The sequence below is a fragment of the Agrobacterium sp. 33MFTa1.1 genome (genome assembly GCF_004328495.1).
GTDB lineage: Bacteria > Pseudomonadota > Alphaproteobacteria > Rhizobiales > Rhizobiaceae > Agrobacterium > Agrobacterium pusense.
The window spans coordinates 2,055,790-2,071,849 of the sequence record NZ_CP036358.1 but is presented as its reverse complement, the minus strand read 5'-3'; the positions used below and the strand labels follow the sequence as shown (position 1 = coordinate 2,071,849).

Here is a 16,060-nt window from a genome sequence, read left to right as displayed (position 1 = left end):
CCTGCGGCGGATTGACAGGCTGGAAAAGCCCATTTTCGGCGATGGCGGTACGGCGGCAACAAAAAACCCGGCGCCGAAGCGCCGGGTGATTGCTGCGTTTCATCGACTGCCACTCAATCCATGGCGTGGATATCACGATCCTTGGTTTCCGGCAGGAACAGCATGCCGATGACCAGCGTGATGCCTGCAAAGATGATCGGATACCAGAGGCCATAATAGATGTCCCCCTTGGCCGCGCTCATGGCGAAGGCGGTGGCGGGCAGAAGGCCGCCGAACCAGCCGTTGCCGATGTGGTATGGCAGCGACATGCCGGAGTAGCGGATGCGGGTCGGGAACAGTTCGACCAGCAAAGCTGCGATCGGGCCATAGACCATCGTCACGTAGATCACGAGGACGGTGAGAACCGCGATGATGACAACCCAGTTCACGGCAGCCGGATCGGCCACCATGGAGAAGGCGCCGCCGCCGGCCACGGTGTAAACGGCCATTTCGGCTGCACCACCGGTTTCGGCCGGGGTCAGCAGCTTGTCAGCCACCAGCTTGTCGGTCGCAACCATCTTCTTGTCGGCAGCGCGAACGGCGTCTGCATTGAGGTTCAGTTCCGGGTTTGCGGCAATGAAGGCGTCCAGTTTCGCGTCCGGCACCTGTGCCGCGCCGCGCACCAGCGGGTAACCGCCATCGTGGAGCGCCGTGTTGACCTGCTTCTGGAACGCCTTGTCCTTGGCTGCCGCATCCGCGCCGGCGGCGACGGCGTCGTAGCTGGTAATGGTGGCGTCGCCGATCTTCACGGTGGCCGGCTGGCCGGCTGCGCCCGCAACCACGTCATAAGGCACCGAGTTGCGTGTCAGGAACGAGGTGGCGATATCGCAGGACGTGGTGAACTTCGCCGTGCCCGTCGGGTTGAACTGGAACTTGCAGTCGCCCGGGGCTGCGGTCACGGTGGCGCGAACGCTCGCCTGTGCCTGTGCAAGTGCCGGGTTGCCTGCCCAGGTCAGTGCCTTGAACAGCGGGAAGTAGGTCAGCATGGCAAGGATGAGGCCGGCCATGATGATCGGCTTGCGGCCGATCTTGTCTGAAAGCCAGCCGAAGATAACGAAGAAGCTGGTGCCAAGAATGAGCGCTGCCGCCACCATGATGTTTGCCGACTGTCCGTCGACCTTCAGAATGCTCTGCAGGAAGAAAAGGGCGTAGAACTGGCCCGTGTACCAGACAACGGCCTGGCCGATGACGGCACCGACAAGCGCGATGAGCGCGATCTTGGCGTTCTTCCACTGGCCGAAGGCTTCGCTGAGCGGCGCCTTCGACGTCTTGCCCTCTTCCTTCATCTTCTTGAAGGCGGGGGATTCGTTCATCTTCAGACGGATCCAGACGGATACGCCAAGCAGCAGAACGGAAACGAGGAAGGGAATGCGCCAGCCCCAGGCAGCGAAAGCTTCCTTGCCGAGCGCGAACTGCACACCGAGGATAACCACCAGCGACAGGAACAGGCCGAGCGTTGCCGTCGTCTGGATCCAGGAGGTGTAATAGCCCCTGCGGCCGTTCGGTGCGTGTTCGGCCACGTAAGTTGCAGCTCCGCCATATTCACCGCCGAGTGCAAGACCCTGCAGCATGCGCAGGACGATCAGGATGATCGGAGCGGCGATGCCGATCTGCGATGCGCTGGGCAGCACGCCGACGAGGAAGGTGGACACACCCATGATGAGGATGGTGATGAGGAAGGTATATTTGCGGCCGACGATATCACCGAGGCGGCCAAAGACCAGCGCGCCGAAGGGGCGGACGAGGAAGCCAGCGGCAAAGGCCAGCAAAGCGAAGATGTTACGCGTCGTTTCCGGATACTGGCTGAAGAAGTTCGCGCCGATGTAAATCGCCAGCGAGCCATAGAGATAGAAATCGTACCATTCGAAGACTGTTCCGAGAGAAGAGGCGAAAATCACCTTCTTCTCTTCACCCGTCATCGGACGGGCGGCGCCGCTTACGGCTGCAACATTTGCCATTGTCTGTCCTCCACAGATGTCCCAATCGACGCATTGCGGAGTCCAACTCTCTCCTCTGGACTCACCTTGCGGCTGCAATGCGCGGATCATGAGAGTGACAGAAAATTAACCCCAATAAGAGCGATGCTTTCGGATTATGACTTTAGTCTAATGTTAAACGTCCCGAATATGTCGCTGCGGCGATTTGTGCTTTGGTCCGAGTGGCTGCATGACGCGCCTTTTTCCTTGACAGAACCGAGAAACCTTCTAATAGCTTCTCGCGAAGAAGGAGCATCACCTTGCGCATGCATGTTGCAGACATGTTCGTCATGGAAGGACCGGCACAATCCGCCGGCGATGATCCGCGCCTTTCTTATTCTATCCGAATTACGGCCAAAACGACGATTAAAACCGTCTGACGTCTCTGGCCACCGCTCTCTCCCCGGTTTGGCTGGGGATCGAGGAAGCCGCGATCTGATGATGCGGGTTCCCACCTCACCAAAAAGAGGAGAGACAGAAAGAGAGCTTGATCATGGGTTTCAAAGTTGCAATTGCAGGCGCCACCGGTAACGTCGGTCGCGAAATGCTCAATATCCTGGCCGAACGCGGTTTTCCCGCCGATGAAGTCGTGCCGCTCGCTTCCGCCCGTTCGCAGGGCACGGAAGTCTCCTATGGCGACCGCACGCTGAAGGTCTCGAACCTCGAGAACTACGATTTTTCCGACACGGATATCTGCCTGATGTCTGCAGGCGGCGATGTTTCCAAGAAGTGGTCGCCGAAGATCGGCCAGCAGGGCTGCGTCGTCATCGATAACTCATCCGCATGGCGCTACGATCAGGACGTTCCGCTGATCGTTCCGGAAGTCAATGCCGATGCTGTTGCAGGCTTCACCAAGAAGAACATCATCGCCAACCCCAATTGCTCCACGGCGCAGCTTGTTGTCGCGCTGAAGCCGCTGCATGACTTCGCCAAGATCAAGCGCGTCGTCGTCTCCACCTATCAGTCGGTGTCCGGTGCCGGCAAGGAAGGCATGGACGAGCTTTTCCAGCAGACCCGCGCCGTTTTCGTGGCCGACCCGGTCGAAGCCAAGAAGTTCACCAAGCGCATTGCCTTCAATGTTATCCCGCACATCGACGTCTTCATGGAAGACGGCTACACTAAGGAAGAATGGAAGGTTCTGGCCGAAACCAAGAAGATGCTTGATCCGAAGATCAAGGTGACCTGCACGGCCGTGCGCGTCCCTGTCTTCATCGGCCATTCGGAATCGGTCAATATCGAGTTCGAAAACGAGATCACTGCCGATCAGGCCCGTGACATCCTGCGCGAAGCACCGGGTTGCCTCGTGATCGACAAGCGCGAAAACGGCGGTTACATCACGCCGGTTGAATCCGCTGGCGAAGACGCGACCTACATCTCGCGTATCCGCGAAGATGCGACGGTCGAAAACGGTCTCAACCTGTGGGTTGTTTCTGACAACCTGCGCAAGGGTGCTGCCCTTAACGCCGTCCAGATCGCCGAACTGCTGATCAATCGTGGCTTCATCAAGCCGCGCAAGGCGGCCGCCTGATCCGAGATACGAATTTTTAAGGTTCGTTAAGTATAACCCGTCTGTTCTGTGTGGGGCAGGCGGGTTTTATAATTGGCGAGATCACGGCCAGTTTATTTGCAGGCCTTGCTGCCGAAAGGCAATTTAGGCCGCCAAAAGACAGTTTTGGCACCTGAATCATACAGTATTGACGGTTTGGTTCTCGGGAAAAACTCCCCAAAGGATATCGAAGGCAGATTTTGATGCGGGCAATGAAGGTAATTCTGGCTGGTGTGGCCATGGTCTCGGTTCTGGCAGCGACGCCGGTTATGGCCGCGCAATGCGGCAACACTTCGGCGGGCTTCGATGCCTGGGTCAGCGCCTTCAAGCAGGAAGCGGCGGGTCGCGGCGTCAGCGCCTCGGTGCTCGACCGGGCTTTCTCCGGCGTCTCCTACAACCAGGCGACGATCCGCGCCGATCGCGGTCAGCACAGCTTCAAGCTGTCCTTCGAGCAGTTCATGCAGAAGCGCGGCGGTCAGACGATCATTTCGCGCGGCAAGACCATGAAGAAGAACAACGCCGCACTGTTCGCCTCCATCGAGCGTGCCTATGGCGTGCCGGCTGGTCCGCTGCTCGCCATCTGGGGCATGGAAACAGGCTTTGGCGGTTTCATGGGCAACCAGCACACGCTTTCCGCCGTTTCAACGCTTGCTTTTGACTGCCGCCGTTCGGACTATTTCACCGAGCAGCTTTATGCGGCTCTGAAACTCGTCGGCAGCGGCTCGCTGAATGTCAACGCCAAGGGTGCCGCCCATGGTGAAATCGGCCAGACGCAGTTCCTGCCGCTGAACGTCGTGCGCTACGGCGTGGATTTCGACCGCGACGGTCGGATTGATCTCGTCGGTTCGCGCGCCGACGCGCTGGCGTCCACCGCAAACTTCCTCGTCGGCCATGGCTGGCAGCGCGGTGCAGGCTACCAGCAGGGGCAGGCGAATTACGCGGCAATTCAGGGCTGGAACGCCGCAAGTGTCTACCAGCAGGCGATCGCCTTCATCGGCAAGGCGATTGACGGCCAATAAGGCCGCTTTCCACGCGCGAATTCCCACTTCCGTTATGCCGGACTTGATCCGGCATCCAGTCACGGCGCGTCCGCGCCGTGAAAGAGTATTTGGCGCTCAAGGACTTGATCGCGCTGGACCCCGGATCTAGTCCGGGGTGACGAGCGTTGAGTTTGGCCGGTAGCTATTACCTGCCAATCACAGATCCGGGCGGCGGAAGTCGCCGGTCTTACCGTCCATCACCCACAATTCGCCGGTCGAAATATCGAACCACGCGCCGTGCAGCTTCACCTTGCCGGCGGTTTCCTGTGCCTTGACGAAGGGGAAGCCGCGCAGATTGGCGATGGAGTTGCGGATGGAAACGCGTTCCAGCGCCGTCTGCCGCTCAGAGGCGGTCATGACGTCGTTGCTCTGGATTTGCGAGGCGGCCGACTTGACCATGTTCATCCATTTGCCAATGAAATCACCGGGCGACAGCGGCTCCAGATTGGGATCGAGCGCCGCCTGAATGCCGCCGCAGCGACCGTGGCCCATGACGACGATATCCTTCACCTTCAGCACCTGAACCGCATATTCGATGGCCGCCGAGGTGGCGTGATATTGCCCGTCCGGCTCGAAGGGCGGCACCATGTTGGCAACATTGCGGACGACAAAAAGCTCTCCCGGGCCGCAGTCGAAAATGGTTTCCGGCGCGGAGCGGGAGTCACAACAGGCAATGAACAGGGTCTGCGGTTTCTGTCCGGTATCGGCCAGAACGCGGTATCTTTCGCGCTCGTCGGCATAACGACCGCTCATGAAGTTCTTATAGCCGTTGAGAAGGTTTTCCGGAAAATCTTTCATCTATCGCAGTACCGTTGTGGTTGGACCGAGATCGAGGGAAGAACTCGGTGCGTTGAAGACCAATCCTTTGGAGCATTTTCGGTTTTCTTCGAGCCGTGAAACCGCTCCAACTCCTTGCTTGTCGCATTTCCGGACGAAGACCGAGGGCCACGTTTCACGGAAATGCTCTAGCCGCTATTTGCGCTTGCTGCGCGAAGGATGCAAGAGATGACGCATCTGCACCATGGCCATGGGTGTGGAGAGGCTTGAAGAATCCGTCTCCAGCGTCAGTTCGTTCATGTCGCGTTTTTTTGTGCGGGCCAGAATTTCGAACACGCTGGCGGTTGCGAGCTGCAGCGCCTTTTCGTCATCCAGACCTTCCAGCAGGCGGGCAAGAAACAGCGCCGACATCAGGTCGCCGAGGCCGTTAGGCGCATTTTCAATGGCGCGATGTTCGGCGAGCAGCGCGTGGCGGCCGCTGAGGTAAAGGTTGCCGGTGCCGCCCGTCATCATCGGCACCGCCGAGGTGACCAGCATTTTTGGCGGGCCGAGGGAAAGCGCTGCATCCATGATGGCGCTGTTGGTCTCAAGCGCGGCGCCGCTCATCCAGGCGAGTTCATATCGGTTGGGCGTGGCGACCGTGGCAAGCGGAATGAGGTGATCGCGGATGGCTTCGGCGGTCTCAAGGGGAATATAAAGTCCGCCCAGATCACCCATGACAGGATCGCAGGCGTAAATCAGCGCCGGGTTCTTTTCCTTGAGATTTCGGATCAGCCTTGCGACGGCACGCACCTGCGCGGCGCTGCCGAAATAACCGGTCAGAACCGCCTTGACCTCGCCGATCCATTTGGCGTTTTCGAGGTCGGTCATCGCCTTGTCGAAGTCTTCGTCCTGAAAGCGCATGCGGGTGGATGGTCCGTGGCCGGGATGCCAGGGCATGACGATGGTGGGCACTGCCCAAACCGGAAAACCGAGTGTCTCCAGCGCGAAGACTGCCGCGCGGTTGCCCACGGAGCCCCGCATGACATGGCTGGAAATGACGATGACGGCGCCTTGGGTATTGTCCTGCATCACGGCCTTCTTGCGTTCAAACGCGGCAGAAAGCCCACCAATGCTGCCCCCGCCCAAAGATCAAGATGCGCTCTCATGACATATCGCAAGACCAGTTTCCACCGTTAATCCCGCAAGGGTCTGTCCCGCAAAAGCATGGCGGTCGTTTTGCCGCCGTCAGGGAACGCCTCTCGTTGCGGGATCGCTGCACCGATTTCTCGTTAAGGCGGCGGCTTTCGGAAAACCGCGTTACACTTTTCCGCCTGATGCCCTATAGTTGTATTCATGCTCGCTCTCATCATCGCCTATTGGCCGCATATTCTTGCCGTTCTCTCCGTTTTGATGGGAACCGTGGCGGCCGTGCACGCCACCATGACGAAGGAAGAAGTTCGCTCGGCACTGGGCTGGGTCGGCGTCATCGTGCTGTCGCCCATCGTCGGTGCGGTCATCTATGCCATTGCCGGCATCAACCGCATCCGCCGGTCCAACATTACCCAGCAGCGGTCCTTCATGCAGGACGAGATCATGGACCGCGTGGCCCGTTTCGACGCTGGCGGTGAGCTGGTGGCCGAGCGGTTCGGCCGCCGTTTCGCGGCGATGAAGGTACTGGGTGACCGGGTGACCCGCCATGCACTGACGACTGGCAACAGCATCGAGCCCATCGCCACGGGTGACGCCGCCTATGCGGCGATGCTGGAAGCGATCGAGCAGGCGAAACGGTCGATCATCCTCGAAACATATATTTTCGATAATGACCGGATCGGCGCCCGCTTCGTTTCCGCCCTCCAGCGGGCAAAACAGCGCGGCGTGGAGGTGAGGGTGCTCATCGATGCCGTGGGCGCGCGTTATTCGGTTCCGAGCATCCTGCCGACGCTGCGGGAGAGGGGCATCGTCGCCAACGTCTTCAACGGCAACGTCATCATGGGGCTGCGGCTGCCCTACGCCAATCTGCGCACCCACCGCAAGATTCTCGTGGTGGACGGGCGTGTCGCCTTTAGTGGCGGCATGAACATACGCGAGGGCTTTACCGAGGAATTCGGCCAGGGAAGACAATCGCACGACACACATTTCAAGATCAGCGGACCGGTGGTAGCGGATTTTTTCTCCATTGCGGCGGAAGACTGGCGTTTCACGACAAAGGAACTTCTGGACACGCCGGTCTGGGATATCGCCATTCCCGAAGGCGTGCCGGGCTCGCAGATCGTTGCCCGCGTTTGCTCCTCCGGGCCGGACAAAAGCATCGAGACCAATCACAAGATGCTGACCGGCGCTTTTTCCATCGCAAGGTCGTCGATTCTCATCATGTCGCCCTATTTTCTCCCGGATCGGGAGCTTATTTCGGCGCTGATTACGGCGGCGCGACGCGGCGTCGTCGTTGATATCGTCGTGCCGAAAAGCAATAATCTGGTGCTTGTCGACAGGGCGATGACGGCGCAGTTCGATCAGATGTTGCGCAACTATTGCCGGATATGGAGGGCGACGGGAGCGTTCAATCATTCGAAGATGCTGGTGATCGACGGACGGTGGAGCTACATCGGTTCGTCCAATCTCGATCCCCGCTCTTTGCGTCTGAATTTCGAGATCGATCTGGAGGTTATGGACGAAGCGTTCGGACAGGCCATCACGCAGACGATCTCGACGGCGCGCGACGCCGCAATACCTGTGAGACTGAGCGAACTGAAAGCGCGTCCCTTCGTTGTTCGTTTTGTGGAACGGGTACTGTGGCTGGCCTCGCCCTATCTTTGAGCGGAGATGACGTGTGAAAAAAGACGGCGTGCTGGAAAACGAAAAAGCGGTACTGGCGCGGAATACCAGCCTGCCGGCCTTTGTGATGGACTCGCTGCGCAATCACCGTCAGCGGCAGAATGCCAAGCCTGCGGAAAAGGCGCATGATTTTCCCGTTATCGCCTCCTACAACGTGCATAAATGCGTGGGCCGGGACCGCAAGTTCGATCCTGATCGCACCAGTCGCGTGATTCAGGAAATCGGGGCGGATATCATTGCGCTGCAAGAGGCCGACAGCCGCTTCGGCGAACGCACCGGGCTGCTCGATCTCGCCCGGCTGGAAAGGGAAAGCGGCCTTGTCCCCGTGCCTGTCCAGGTCGGGGTGAAGGCGCATGGGTGGCATGGCAATGTCGTCCTGTTCAAGGAGGGCGCGGTCAAGGAGGTTCATACCCTGAAGCTGCCTGGGCTTGAGCCGCGTGGCGCGCTCGTTGTTGAACTGGATCTGAAGCGCGGCGGCACCCTGCGGGTCATTGCCGCTCACTTCGGGCTGCTGCGGCATTCCCGCGCCCAGCAGGCGAAGGCTCTGATCGGCCTTCTTGAAGCGAGGGATGAATGCCCGACCATTCTCATGGGAGACCTGAATGAATGGCGCCTCGGCAATGGTTCATCACTCAATACGTTTCGCGATGCTTTCGGCGCTCTGCCGCCAGCCGTACCCAGTTTTCCGTCCAACCTGCCGGTGCTGGCTCTGGACCGGATCATCGCCAATCGTGAAGGGCTGATCGAGCAGGTCGAAGCGCATGACAGCGCACTGGCGCGTATCGCTTCGGATCATCTGCCGCTGAAAGCCGCGGTGCGGACCGACCTGCTTCCGGCCTGATCTTGCAGCGGCGTGCCCAGGAAAGCTGCCGCAACAATCTCAGGAGGCTGGCTTAAACCCGTTGCGCCGCTGTCACGTGGCTGCGTGAGCGCGCTTCCAGCAAGGATGTGCGAATGGCTTCCATCAACCGCTCACGATTGTTTCTGGTCTTGCCTCTATCGAGATTTTGCGCGGAAAGCGCGAGATCAAGACCCTCATGCATCACTATCGAATAGGCAACGGTCGTCGCCCAGTTCTCGTAATCCTGCTCCATCATGTCGCCCCTGAACTAAATCATTTAGTCCGAATCACCCTGTTCTTGGAAAGTAACACAAAATACAAAGCATAAAATATCATTGTTTCTTCCTCTGCGCGCAGTCACCAACATCTATATTGACTTTTGCCAATTGTGGTGCGGCGCAGAACGCAGCCTGTATTACCGTTAAGCACTTGAAACTGATTCAATTTCAGAAGAGGCGCATACACATCTTTCCATATAAAACGCCGCGCATCTCGGGATGCGCGGCGGGCTTGCGTCGAAGGTTGCGGTGGATAGGTGTCGGTATCAGCCGGCCTTTTCGAGCTTGTAGTCCGAATTGGCCGGTTCTTCCTGCTTGTGCTGGATGAGCGGACGGTTGCCCGCCAGCTTGCGCACCAGCACATAGAAGACCGGAGTCATGAAGATGCCGAAGAACGTCACGCCGATCATGCCGGAGAAGACCGCGACACCCATGGCGGCGCGCATTTCCGCACCGGCACCTGTCGAGACGACCAGCGGCACCACGCCCATGATGAAGGCGAGCGAGGTCATCAGGATCGGGCGCAGGCGAAGCCGGCTTGCCTCGATGGCCGCCTGAAGCGGCGTTCGTCCCTCGAATTCCAGTTCCCGGGCGAATTCCACGATCAGGATCGCGTTTTTCGCCGAGAGACCGACAAGGACGACAAGGCCGATCTGCGTAAAGATGTTGTTATCCCCTCCCGTCAGCCAGACGCCCGTGAGGGCTGCGAGCACGCCGAGCGGGACGATCAGGATGATCGCGATCGGCAGGGTCAGGCTTTCATATTGCGCAGCGAGCACGAGATAGACGAGCAGCAGCGCCAGCGGGAAAACCACGATGCTGGAATTGCCGGCGAGAATCTGCTGATAGGTCAGATCCGTCCATTCGTAATCGACGCCCGCGGGCAGGGTTTCGGCGAGGATCTTTTCGATCGCGGCCTGTGCCTGACCCGAGGAGAAGCCCGGTGCCGGTCCGCCGTTGATATCGGCCGCAAGGAAGCCGTTATAACGGTTGGTGCGCTCCGGTCCGGTCGTCGCATTCACCTTCAGGAGCGTCGACAGCGGGATCATCTGACCCGTTGCCGAGCGAACCTTCAGGCGGCCAATATCTTCGGCGTGGGCGCGGAACTGTGAATCCGCCTGCACACGGACGCTGTATGTGCGACCGAAGGCGTTGAAGTCATTGACATAGAGCGAGCCGAGATAGATCTGCAGCGTCTGGAAGACGTCGCTGACGGAGACGCCCAGCTGTTCCGCCTTGGCGCGGTCGAGATCGGCGAAGAGCTGCGGCACGTTGATCTGGTAGCTGGAGAAAATGCCTGCCAGCTCCGGCGTCTGATATGCCTTGGCGATAACGGCTTTCGCCGCTTCGTCCAGCGTCTGGTAGCCGTAACCGGCGCGGTCTTCGATCTGCAGCTTGAAGCCGCCTGTCTGGCCGAGACCGTTGACCGGCGGCGGCGGGAACATGGCGATGAAGGCGTCCTGAATGCCGGCATATTTCTGGTTCAGCTGCATGGCGATGGCGCCACCTGACAGTTCCGGTGTCTTGCGTTTTTCGAAGTCGTCGAGAACCGCAAAAACGATCCCGGAATTGGAACCGATGGTGAAGCCGTTGATCGACAGGCCGGGGAAGGCGATGGCGTGGCTGACACCGGGCGTTTCCATGGCGATCTCGCTCATCCGCTTGATCACGCTTTCGGTACGGTCGAGCGTTGCGCCATCAGGAAGCTGCGCGAAACCGATGAGGTACTGCTTGTCCTGCGCCGGCACGAAGCCGCTCGGAACTGTCGTAAACATGCCATAGGTGGCGGCCACCAGCGCCATATAGACGATCATGACGAGGCTCTTGCGCGTCACCAGCCCGCCGACGGTCTTGCCGTAGCCGTTCGAGGCCGCGCCGAAGGCACGGTTGAAGCCGCGGAAGAACCAGCCGAGGATATTGTCCATGAAGCGGGTGAGCCAGTCCTTCGGTGCGCCATGTTCCTTCAGCAGCAGGGCCGCAAGTGCGGGTGACAGCGTCAGCGAGTTGATGGCCGAAATGACGGTGGAGATGGCAATCGTCAGCGCGAACTGCCGGTAGAACTGGCCGGACAGGCCGGAGATGAAGGCGAGCGGCACGAAGACGGCGACCAGTACCAGCGCAATGGCGATGATCGGACCGGAGACTTCGCGCATCGCCTTATAGGTGGCGTCACGCGGTGAGAGCCCGTTTTCGATATTTCGCTCGACGTTTTCGACGACCACGATCGCGTCATCCACCACGATGCCGATGGCGAGCACAAGGCCGAACAGCGTCAACGCGTTGATGGAGAAGCCGAAGGCATACATGACGGCGAAGGTGCCGATGATCGAGACCGGAACGGCGATCAGCGGAATGATCGAGGCGCGCCACGTCTGCAGGAAGAGGATGACGACAAGCACCACGAGGCCAACGGCCTCGAGGAGTGTATCGACAACCTTCTCGATGGAGGAGCGCACGAATTTCGTCGTATCGTAGACGATCTCGTATTTCACGCCATCGGGCATCGCCAATTGCAGATTATCCATGGTGGCGCGGACATTGTCGGCGATTTCGATGGCGTTGGAGCCGGGCGCCTGGAGGACGGCGACGGCCACGGCCGGCTCACCATCGAGCAGAGAACGCAGCGTGTAATCGGCTGCTCCGAGTTCGATGCGCGCGACATCGCGCAGGCGGGTGATTTCGCCGTTCGCGCCGCTCTTGACGATGATGTTGCCGAATTCTTCCGGCGTCGTCAGACGGCCCTGGGCATTGACGTTGAGCTGCAGGTCGACACCGTTCGGGCTTGGTGAAGCGCCGATGACCCCGGCCGCGGCCTGCACGTTCTGCTGGCGGATGGCGTCGGAGACGTCGCTGGCGGCGAGATCATGCTCGGCCACCTTCTGCGGATCGAGCCAGACGCGCATGGAATAGTCACCCGCGCCGAAGACCTGCACCTGACCCACGCCTTCGATGCGGGCGAGACGGTCCTTGACGTTCAGCGTCGCATAGTTGCGCAGATAGGTGATGTCATAGGCGTCGGTCTTGGAGACAAGGTTGACGACCATGATGAAGTCGGGCGAGCTCTTGACCGTGGTGATGCCGAGCGCGCGCACTTCCGCCGGCAGGCGCGGTTCGGCCTGCGAGACGCGGTTCTGCACAAGCTGCTGGGCCTTATCAGGATCGGTGCCGAGCTTGAAGGTGACGGTGAGCGTCAGCACGCCGTCCGACGTCGCCTGGCTGCCCATGTAGAGCATGTCTTCGACACCGTTGATCTGTTCTTCGAGCGGTGTCGCGACGGTTTCAGCGATAACGGTCGGGTTCGCACCGGGATAGGTGGCGCGCACGACGACGGATGGCGGAACGACTTCGGGATATTCCGAAATCGGCAGGGCGCGCATGCCAAGAAGGCCTGCCACCACAATCAGGATCGACAAGACGCCGGCAAATACCGGCCGGTCGACAAAAAATCTGGAAATATTCATATCCAGTCCCTCTCCGGGTATATTTTGGAATGCGAAGGCCGCTCCGGCGGCAATTCTGCCGCCGGTGAAGGCCGGTTCTGTCTGAATGCGCGTCTCGCGAAAGCGCGGGACGCTTATTGATCAAAGAGGTGGATTACTGCGAGGCAGCAACCTTATCTTCCGCTTGCGGTGCAATGGTTGCGCCGGGACGGATGCGCTGCAGGCCGTTGACGACGATCGTATCACCGGCAGCAAGGCCGCTTTCGATGATGCGCTGGCCATCGGCCGGCGCGCCCGGCTTGATCTGGCGGTAGCTCACCTTGTTTTCGGCATCGACCACGAAGACGAAGCGCTTGTCCTGATCCGTACCGATGGCGCGATCGCTGATGACGATGCGGTTTTCCGGCTTCGGTTCGCCCATGCGCACCCGCACGAACTGGCCGGGGATCAACCTGCCATCGGGATTGTCGAAGACGGCGCGCACACCGATGGTGCCGCTTGCCGAATCCACCTGATTGTCGATCAGGTGCAGCGTACCCTTGATCGGCGTGCCTTCATCCGAAAGCGTGCCGATTTCCACTGGGATCTGTTCGAGAGCCGGCAGGGCGCCATCGGTCTTCGGCAGCTCGGCAAGAGCCTTGGCCACCACGCCTTCGCTGGCGTTGAAGCTCGCATAGATCGGGTTGACCGACACGAGGGTCGTCAGTGCCGGCGAGGTGGAACCGGCGGCGACGAGGTTACCGGCGGTGATTTCGATGCGGCCGACGCGGCCTGAAACAGGTGCGCGGATTTCGGTGTAACCGAGATCGAGTTGCGCCGTGGTGAGTGCTGCGCGGGCGGCGCGAAGCTGGGCTTCGGCATCCGCAAACGAGCTCTGGCGCTGGTCGAGATCGCTCTGCGAGATGGTGCGGTTGTCGGAAAGCCGGCGGCCACGGTCGAGTTCCGTTTTCGCAAGGCTGACCTTGGCTTCGGCGGAGGCAACCTGTCCTTCAGCGCCGGCGACAGCGGCCTGATAGGGGGCCGGGTCGATGGTGAAGAGGGGATCGCCTTCCTTCACCAGCGCACCTTCGCGGAAGTGAACGGCCTTGATCTGGCCGGCGACGCGGGAGCGAATCTGCACCCGGTCAACGGCTTCCAGACGGCCGGAAAATTCCTCCCAGCGCATCACGTCGCGGCTTTCAACCTTGGCAACGGTGACAGGGATCGCTGGTGTTTCAGCAGGCGTGGAAGCGGCCGTTGCATCGCGACTGGTGGGGAGGTCGAAAAACAGTGCTGCTGCTGCAACGGACATGGCAAGCCCGATACCGGCGCCCGTCAGGGCCCGGCGCTTTGTGTTCAGCGTCATGGGTATCTCCTTCGCCCCCGATCGGGAGCAGGTCGTTCATCTATTTTTACTTCGTCGCATGATCCGGACGTAAAACCGCTACGCACTTTTACTGGACATGCTCAAAATGCGAAATTTCAGTGGTTTAACTGGTCAACGAAAGTCTTGAACTCCGAACAGACGGATGAGACCCATCCGCCGCCCTCTCCTTGATAAAGCCCCGTCCAGCCGACGCCGGCGGGGAAAACATGCTGCCTAACGCTAACGCCTGAGGCGATGAGGCGGTCTCCGTAATTGACCGTTTCGTCGCGCAGAGGGTCGTCCTCGGCGGTAAAGATCAGCGCCGGCGCCACCCGGTTCAGCCGCGTGCACTGGCAGGGTGCGGCATAGGGGTGAAAAAACCCGCACGCCTTGGCAAGGTAATGGCTCCAGCCATCCGCCCAGCGCTGGCGCATGCCGATCCTGTCCGCGTCGCGGAAGGATTCCGTCGTCATCATCGGATCGATCATGGGCGACAGAAGTATCTGACCGGCAAGTTTGCCCGGCATGCGGTCACGGGCCTTCAAGGCAAGCCCCGCCGCCACATTGCCGCCTGCCTCTTCGCCGGCCACGAACAGCAGCGATTTCGCGCCGCCATAATGCTTGCGATCCCGGCTCAGGCGATCGAGCGCTTCGTAAGCGCAGTCGATAACCATCGGAAACTCGTTGCCGGACGGCCTGCTGTAATCGGCCTCCACGACCACCGCGCCGCTTTCTGCAAGCGCGCGCGCGACCGGAAGTTCCGGGCAATTGCCGCCCGGCTCCAGGCCGGGTTCCAGAAACGAACCGCCGCGCAGATAAAGTACGACGGGCGGTTGGCTGCACAGGCTCGAACCTTCATATCGGCGCACGGAAAGCTGGGACGCGAAGCCCCCACAGCTTTTGATATTCTCCCAGTGCGCGTTCATCTGATCCGGTCCCGTTGCACCACCTTGAGCAGTGCATCACATTTGCAAAATCTGAAATTCATATTATTGTTCGGGGAAAAACGATCAAGTATGCCAAAATGAAAACACTATTCCAAAAAGACGGATAATCTCATCATGGATCAGCTCTCCGCCATGCGGGTTTTTACGCGTGTCGTGGAAACCGGCAATTTCAGCCGCGCCGCGACAGCGCTGAACATGCCGAAAACCACGGTCACCAATATGGTCCAGGCGCTCGAGGCGCATTTGCAGACCACGCTTCTCAACCGCACGACGCGGCGAGTGATGCTGACAACGGACGGCGCTCTCTATTATGAGCGTGCATCGCAGATTTTATCGGAAATAGAAGAACTTGACGGCAGCATGTCCAGCGCGCAGGTGCAGCCATCCGGCCGGTTGCGCGTGGAAATGGCCGGTGTCTTTGCGGACCTTGTGGTTATCCCACATCTTTGCGAATTTTACCAGCGCTATCCGCAAATCCGTCTCGATCTCGGTGTCGGCGACCGTCTGGTCGATTATATCGCGGAAAATGTCGACTGCGCGCTACGCGTAGGCGTGTTGCGCGATCAGTCGCTGATTGCCCGAAAAGTAGGCGAACTCCGGTTCGAAACATTTGCGTCGCCTTCCTATATCGAAAATTTTGGCATGCCCCGAGAACCGGAGGACCTGGAGAAGGATCATCTGTCGGTGGGTTACCTCAATGCCACCACCGGTCAGATCATGCCGGCCTCCTTCGACAATGGCATACGCAGCGTCGAGTTGACGCCCAACTACGTCGTTTCCGTCAATGACAGCCGCACCTACTTGAATGCGGCGCTCGCCGGCATGGGCATCGTGCAGCTGCCGATCTTCATGGTGCGCGACGCCCTTTCGCGCGGAGAGCTGGTGCCGGTGCTTTCCGAATGGCGACGGGAGGCGATGCCGATCTATGTCGTCTATCCCCAGACCCGGCACGTGACCAACAAGGTCCGCGTATTTGTCGACTGGCTTGCGAAGCTGGTACATGGGCTGGTGTGATAA

General features: G+C 59.8%; 12 protein-coding genes. 5 read left to right on the top strand and 7 right to left on the bottom strand.

The window, feature by feature from the left end; translation table 11 throughout:
* Positions 1-113 precede the first annotated feature (113 nt).
* Positions 114-1,997 (bottom strand): MFS transporter, encoded by a 1,884-nt coding sequence (locus EYD00_RS10520; protein WP_004443480.1) that lies wholly within the window; start codon positions 1,995-1,997, stop codon positions 114-116.
* Positions 1,998-2,508: 511 nt separating this feature from the next.
* Between EYD00_RS10520 and EYD00_RS10510 the strand changes: the two genes are divergently transcribed.
* Both EYD00_RS10510 and EYD00_RS10505 read left to right on the top strand, forming a co-directional pair.
* Positions 2,509-3,543, top strand: coding sequence for an aspartate-semialdehyde dehydrogenase (locus EYD00_RS10510; protein ID WP_003522626.1), 1,035 nt, complete (start codon positions 2,509-2,511; stop codon positions 3,541-3,543).
* A gap of 221 nt (positions 3,544-3,764) precedes the next feature.
* Positions 3,765-4,580: a lytic murein transglycosylase gene (locus tag EYD00_RS10505; RefSeq protein ID WP_004443477.1), complete on the top strand. Its 816-nt coding sequence runs from the start codon at positions 3,765-3,767 to the stop codon at positions 4,578-4,580.
* A gap of 177 nt (positions 4,581-4,757) precedes the next feature.
* On the opposite strand, the gene EYD00_RS10500 is transcribed toward EYD00_RS10505, so the two are convergent.
* Both EYD00_RS10500 and pdxY read right to left on the bottom strand, forming a co-directional pair.
* On the bottom strand, positions 4,758-5,399 hold the full coding sequence (locus EYD00_RS10500) for a carbonic anhydrase (protein ID WP_004443476.1): 642 nt from the start codon (positions 5,397-5,399) through the stop codon (positions 4,758-4,760).
* A gap of 174 nt (positions 5,400-5,573) precedes the next feature.
* Positions 5,574-6,449 carry a pyridoxal kinase PdxY gene (gene pdxY, locus EYD00_RS10495; protein WP_004443475.1) on the bottom strand — a complete coding sequence of 292 codons (876 nt, stop codon included), beginning with the start codon at positions 6,447-6,449 and terminating at the stop codon, positions 5,574-5,576.
* Between the two features lie 264 nt (positions 6,450-6,713).
* Between pdxY and EYD00_RS10490 the strand changes: the two genes are divergently transcribed.
* Both EYD00_RS10490 and EYD00_RS10485 read left to right on the top strand, forming a co-directional pair.
* On the top strand, positions 6,714-8,174 hold the full coding sequence (locus EYD00_RS10490; protein ID WP_004443474.1) for a phospholipase D-like domain-containing protein: 1,461 nt from the start codon (positions 6,714-6,716) through the stop codon (positions 8,172-8,174).
* Positions 8,175-8,187: 13 nt separating this feature from the next.
* Entirely contained in the window at positions 8,188-9,033 is an 846-nt protein-coding gene (locus EYD00_RS10485; protein WP_004443473.1) for an endonuclease/exonuclease/phosphatase family protein, read from the top strand.
* Positions 9,034-9,085: 52 nt separating this feature from the next.
* On the opposite strand, the gene EYD00_RS10480 is transcribed toward EYD00_RS10485, so the two are convergent.
* From EYD00_RS10480 to EYD00_RS10465, 4 genes are all read right to left on the bottom strand, one after another.
* Positions 9,086-9,289, bottom strand: a complete 204-nt coding sequence (locus tag EYD00_RS10480) for a hypothetical protein (RefSeq protein WP_004443472.1) — start codon at positions 9,287-9,289, stop codon at positions 9,086-9,088.
* Between the two features lie 288 nt (positions 9,290-9,577).
* A complete protein-coding gene (locus EYD00_RS10475) occupies positions 9,578-12,772 on the bottom strand; it encodes an efflux RND transporter permease subunit (protein WP_004443471.1) in 3,195 nt (1,064 codons plus the stop codon).
* Between the two features lie 133 nt (positions 12,773-12,905).
* Positions 12,906-14,096: an efflux RND transporter periplasmic adaptor subunit gene (locus EYD00_RS10470; RefSeq protein WP_004443470.1), complete on the bottom strand. Its 1,191-nt coding sequence runs from the start codon at positions 14,094-14,096 to the stop codon at positions 12,906-12,908.
* A 116-nt stretch (positions 14,097-14,212) separates the two neighbouring features.
* Positions 14,213-15,022 carry an alpha/beta hydrolase fold domain-containing protein gene (locus tag EYD00_RS10465; protein ID WP_004443469.1) on the bottom strand — a complete coding sequence of 270 codons (810 nt, stop codon included), beginning with the start codon at positions 15,020-15,022 and terminating at the stop codon, positions 14,213-14,215.
* Positions 15,023-15,157: 135 nt separating this feature from the next.
* On the opposite strand from EYD00_RS10465, the gene EYD00_RS10460 reads away from it, so the two are divergent.
* Entirely contained in the window at positions 15,158-16,057 is a 900-nt protein-coding gene (locus EYD00_RS10460; protein ID WP_004443468.1) for a LysR family transcriptional regulator, read from the top strand.
* Positions 16,058-16,060: the final 3 nt, after the last annotated feature.